A 4,196-nucleotide genomic window follows, 5' to 3' on the forward strand; every position below is an offset into this window, starting at 1 on the left:
CCCCTTCCTTCAGGGAGGGGCAAGAGCGCAGCTCGCGCAGCGAGGCAGCAAGACTTACTCCGTTACTCTTCAACATATTGCCTGACAATCTCAATAGACGCACCTCCACAAGTGCCGGCGAAACTAGACGACGACCAAAGAACACCCTTTACTCGAGATGCGATTCGGAAGAACGGATGATCTCAATTACGTTGCCATTCTCGTCCGGCATACCCGTCTCGGAGTCCACGACAATCTCATGCGCGCCATCCGGAAGATAAAAGTCCCGACGGGGAACCAGCGCCTCGACACGCTCCATGATGCGCCTTGCGACTGGAGCTGCGGTAGATCCGCCTCCGGCACCCTTCAGGAGGGGCTGGTTGTCATCGCGGCCGATCCAAACCACCACTACGATGCCGGGGTCGTATCCGACGAACCAGGCGTCCCGGGCGCTGTTGGTCGTCCCTGTCTTGCCCGCCACCACGCGATCATATCCGTAAAAGGCCTTGCGGGCGGTGCCCGCCACGGGGACGCCCGATAGGATCGAGGAAAGCTGTGCGGCCGATACTCCGTCAATGACTTGGACCAGCCCCCCTTTGGGACGTCCACGAAAGATCGGGTCGACGCGATAGCCACCGTTGGCGATGGCCGCGTACGCCGTCGCGATCTCAAGAGGCGTGGTCTCTCCCGCGCCGAGAGCAAGTGCATAGGAAGGATCGCCGCGCATCGGAATTCCCAGACGGGCGACTATGTCCTCAACCGAATCCAACCCCATACCGTAGAGCAGTCGAACGGTGCTCATGTTTCGGGATGCCTCTAGAGACCGACGGAACGTGATCAATCCCCAGCCTTCACCACCCTTCGGTCGCCAGTCCTCGTTGTCGTTCGCGCTCTGAAGCGCGATGGGCGCATCCATCAAGGGGCTCGTGGCATCGTACCCACGCTCGAGCGCCGCCAGATAGACGAAACTCTTAAAGACGGACCCGGGCTGACGACGAGCCTGCGTGGCACGGTCGAACTCGCTTGCCTCGAAACTGAAACCCCCTCCAAGAGCCAGGACGGCCCCGGAAGCGGGATCCATCACAACAGCCGCGCCTTGAACCTCGGGTATCTGAACGAGATCGTCGCCGTCCACCAGAACCGCGTCCCCGACCCGGAAGACATCGGAAGGCACGCCTCCACGCGCCGCCCAGTCCACGGACGAACTGGACAAAGGGAACCGACCCAATGGGGTCTCCACCACGACATCTCCGGAAACCTCGGATACAACAGCGACGAACCAGTCTTCGGAGCCTAGAGGCTTGTCGAGAGCGGATAACGACCAATCGACAGGGAAAGAGATGCCGGACGCCAGCGCACCGCGCCAACCGGACCTTTTATCTTCAGCAAGGATGCCTGCGCGCAATTCCTCGTGGACCGCCCTTTGGACGTTCGCATCGATGGTCGTCGTGACATCGAGGCCACCGGAATAAAGCCCGTCACTACCGTACGATTCCAAAAGGAGCCGACGTACGTGCTCTTCGGCGTATTGAGACCAGAGATGCCCCCGCTGACCATCGGCGGCGCTTTCAGCGAGTTTGATCGGAAGCATTGCCTCGAAGCGGTATGTCGCTGTGTCGATATATCCGTCGTCGAGCATGCGCTTGAGAACGTAGTTTCGGCGCTCTGTCGCACGGACCGGGTTCTGATAGGGGTTGTAGGCGCTGGGCGCTTTCGGAAGTCCGGCGAGAACGGCGGCTTGACCCTGCGAAAGATCTTCGAGTTCCGCATCGAAATAACGCCTCGCGGCGGACTTCACGCCGTAGGCACCCGCCCCGAGATAGATCTCGTTCAGGTAGATCTCCAGGATCCGGTCCTTACCGAGATCGCGATCGATCCGCATAGCGAGGATCGCCTCACGGATCTTTCGATCCAGCGTCTTCTCGGAACCGACGATCAGATTTTTTACCACCTGCTGAGTAATCGTCGAGCCACCCTCGGCGCGTCCCGAGCCGCCAGAGGAAACGTTTGAAAGAGCGGCCCGGAGAACCGCAGCGCCATCAACACCTTCATGTTTCCAATAACGGCTATCCTCGGCGGAAAGGAAGGCGTTCACCACGATGTCGGGAATATTCGACAAGGGCACGAACTCCCTGTCCTGAAGAGCGTGAACACCCATGACGGTGCCGTCTGAGAACCGAATGACGGATCCTTGTTCCGGCTTCCACTCGCTCAGAAACATATGGTCGGGAAGAGTGGGGGCGACATCTCGCAAATAGGCCAGCGCGAACGAAAAAACGCCGAACGCGATCAGCGATCCTAAAACGAGAAAAGCAGCAAAAGCCGTTCTGAGAAGTCTCATGAGCCGGGTCGCTTGTTCTTCTTCTTCGGTCGGTACATAGGCGGAAGGACCGAAGCTAAAGTGACGAGCCTCTTCAGCGTAACCTTTTCGCCCGGCGAGGAGAGGGGGATCGGAGGCGTCGAATACGCCTTGGAAAAATGCATCATGAGCTGAGCGGCATCCTCGGCGCGGCGACGCGCGCTCCAAAGATGCATCCAGCACTTGCCCGCCTCGTGGGCGGCATCCGCACTCAGGCTGGCGCCGAGCGTTAGAACCAGCACCTCGGTCGCCATGAGGTCCCACCTAAAGGAATCGATGGCCGGGTCTCCGGACGGACGTCCTTCCAGGGATTCCGCGTTCAAGGAAAGCCTGTCGAGGCGATCGGAGAACGCGCTGACGGCCTCGGCCGCGACTTCGGGAGGCAGTTTCATCGGAGCGTGAGTCACGTTCCCGCCCCACTTGCGGGCAGAAACGATGAGCGTCGCGTTCGCGACGGCGAGGGCGGCGGCCCGTCTGACCGGCGTATTCGACGCGACGCTTTCTGCTGCGCCGTCGGAAACTCTCTCGAGGGATTCAAGAGCCTTGCGCTCGTGTATGAAGCTGAACATTGATTTTCCGAAGCAGAGGGATACTTGAAAAGTATGGGGTCCCGGTGAAGTGGCTTGCAAGGAGTTTTGTTTGATTACCTTGGGTAATTGATTTTTTCATTAATGTAACGAAGAATTAAGTCCCTGCCTGAAATGCGAGGAGGGGACATGAGGCTTGAGCAGGATTTCAGAAGGGAGTTAGCGGAACACATGCCGCATCTCTCCGTTTTCGCCCGCTCCCTCACTCGGGATCGCACGGAGTGGGAGGATCTCGTCCACGACACCATGGAACGCGCCCTGAACAACTGGGAGAAATATGATCCCGAAAGAAGCATGCGCACTTGGCTCTTTACCGTAATGAGGAACATCCACGTCGGAAACATGAGGAGCCGCGCGAGCAAGGGCGACTACGTCCAGAATTCAGACACCCTGCCGGATGTCGTTGACGATGCCCAGAGCTTCGACAGGGAGACCTACCGGACGGCCGCTAAGGCCATTGAAATGCTGCCAAGCGAGCAAAGAAGCGCCCTTTACCTTGTGGGATTCGATGGAAGAAGCTACAAAGAAGCTGGCGAAATACTCGGCGTCGCCGAAGGCACGGTGAAAAGCAGGGTTTCGCGCGCAAGGGAAACCGTAGCCGAAGCGCTCGCGGGTCTGAACGGAATGAACAGGCAAAAGGAGGGACCGAGTCCATGAGGATCGGTACGCACGACAATAAACGAAAACCATCGCGTTCGCCGAAGTCATCGGCGGCGGTTGTTTGCGTGCGTCTCGCCACGAGATTCCCGGCACTCAATGGTCGTCCCCGCACTTCCGCGCAACGCGAATACGAACTTCATTCCCGAAGAGGTTTCAACATGCACGATCGCGTGAACGCTCCCCTGTAACTACTCGTTAAGTCATTGAAAAAACTGAAAGAAATTAATTGACGCCTGTTTAGATCTGCTGCATAGTCACATTCATGGACCGCGAGCTGGGTTGGTTTAGCGGCGGACTCTTAATCCGACGATCCCGGGTTCGAAACCCGGGCGGTCCTCCAAGAACGCGTGAGCCGAGCTGGCCGAAGGCATCCGACTTTTAATCGGACGGGCGAAAGCCCCGCGTGGGTTCGAATCCCACCGCGTTCTCCAAATCCCTCGCATGAACAATTCGAAAGAGACGTTCGGGAGATCGATTCAGTCAAATCTCCCCCCGCCGGTGCTCGCGCACGTCATTTGCCGGGAAAGCCAGTGCGTGGTTCATCCCGAAGACGGCGAGTGCGATGCAAAGGTTAACGCCTTCTCCCTGAAGGAAGGGGTTTGCCGCGCTTC

The 4,196-nt window shown here is 58.5% G+C and carries 3 protein-coding genes, 2 tRNA genes and 1 pseudogene; 3 read left to right on the forward strand and 3 right to left on the reverse strand.

Annotated elements, in window-relative coordinates:
* Positions 1-62: 62 nt before the first annotated feature.
* From E1297_RS03890 to E1297_RS03900, 3 genes and pseudogenes are all read right to left on the reverse strand, one after another.
* Positions 63-149 (reverse strand): annotated as a pseudogene (locus tag E1297_RS03890) (IS200/IS605 family transposase); the annotation flags it as partial.
* The gene (locus E1297_RS03895) at positions 149-2,320 is read right to left on the reverse strand and encodes a penicillin-binding protein 1A (RefSeq protein WP_155134149.1); all 2,172 of its coding nucleotides are present in this window, start codon (positions 2,318-2,320) and stop codon (positions 149-151) included. The gene E1297_RS03895 and the pseudogene E1297_RS03890, both read right to left, overlap by 1 nt.
* Positions 2,317-2,907 (reverse strand): hypothetical protein, encoded by a 591-nt coding sequence (locus tag E1297_RS03900; protein ID WP_155134152.1) that lies wholly within the window; start codon positions 2,905-2,907, stop codon positions 2,317-2,319. The genes E1297_RS03895 and E1297_RS03900 overlap by 4 nt, the downstream gene beginning before the upstream one ends.
* 147 nt (positions 2,908-3,054) lie before the next feature.
* Here E1297_RS03900 and E1297_RS03905 point away from each other — a divergent pair, with 147 nt between their 5' ends.
* From E1297_RS03905 to E1297_RS03915, 3 genes are all read left to right on the forward strand, one after another.
* Positions 3,055-3,582 carry an RNA polymerase sigma factor gene (locus tag E1297_RS03905; protein ID WP_196223181.1) on the forward strand — a complete coding sequence of 176 codons (528 nt, stop codon included), beginning with the start codon at positions 3,055-3,057 and terminating at the stop codon, positions 3,580-3,582.
* A gap of 267 nt (positions 3,583-3,849) precedes the next feature.
* Positions 3,850-3,925: transfer RNA gene (locus E1297_RS03910), tRNA-Lys, on the forward strand.
* A 1-nt stretch (position 3,926) separates the two neighbouring features.
* Positions 3,927-4,016 (forward strand) — tRNA-Lys (locus tag E1297_RS03915).
* Positions 4,017-4,196: the final 180 nt, after the last annotated feature.

This window comes from Roseibium sp. RKSG952, from assembly GCF_009711355.1.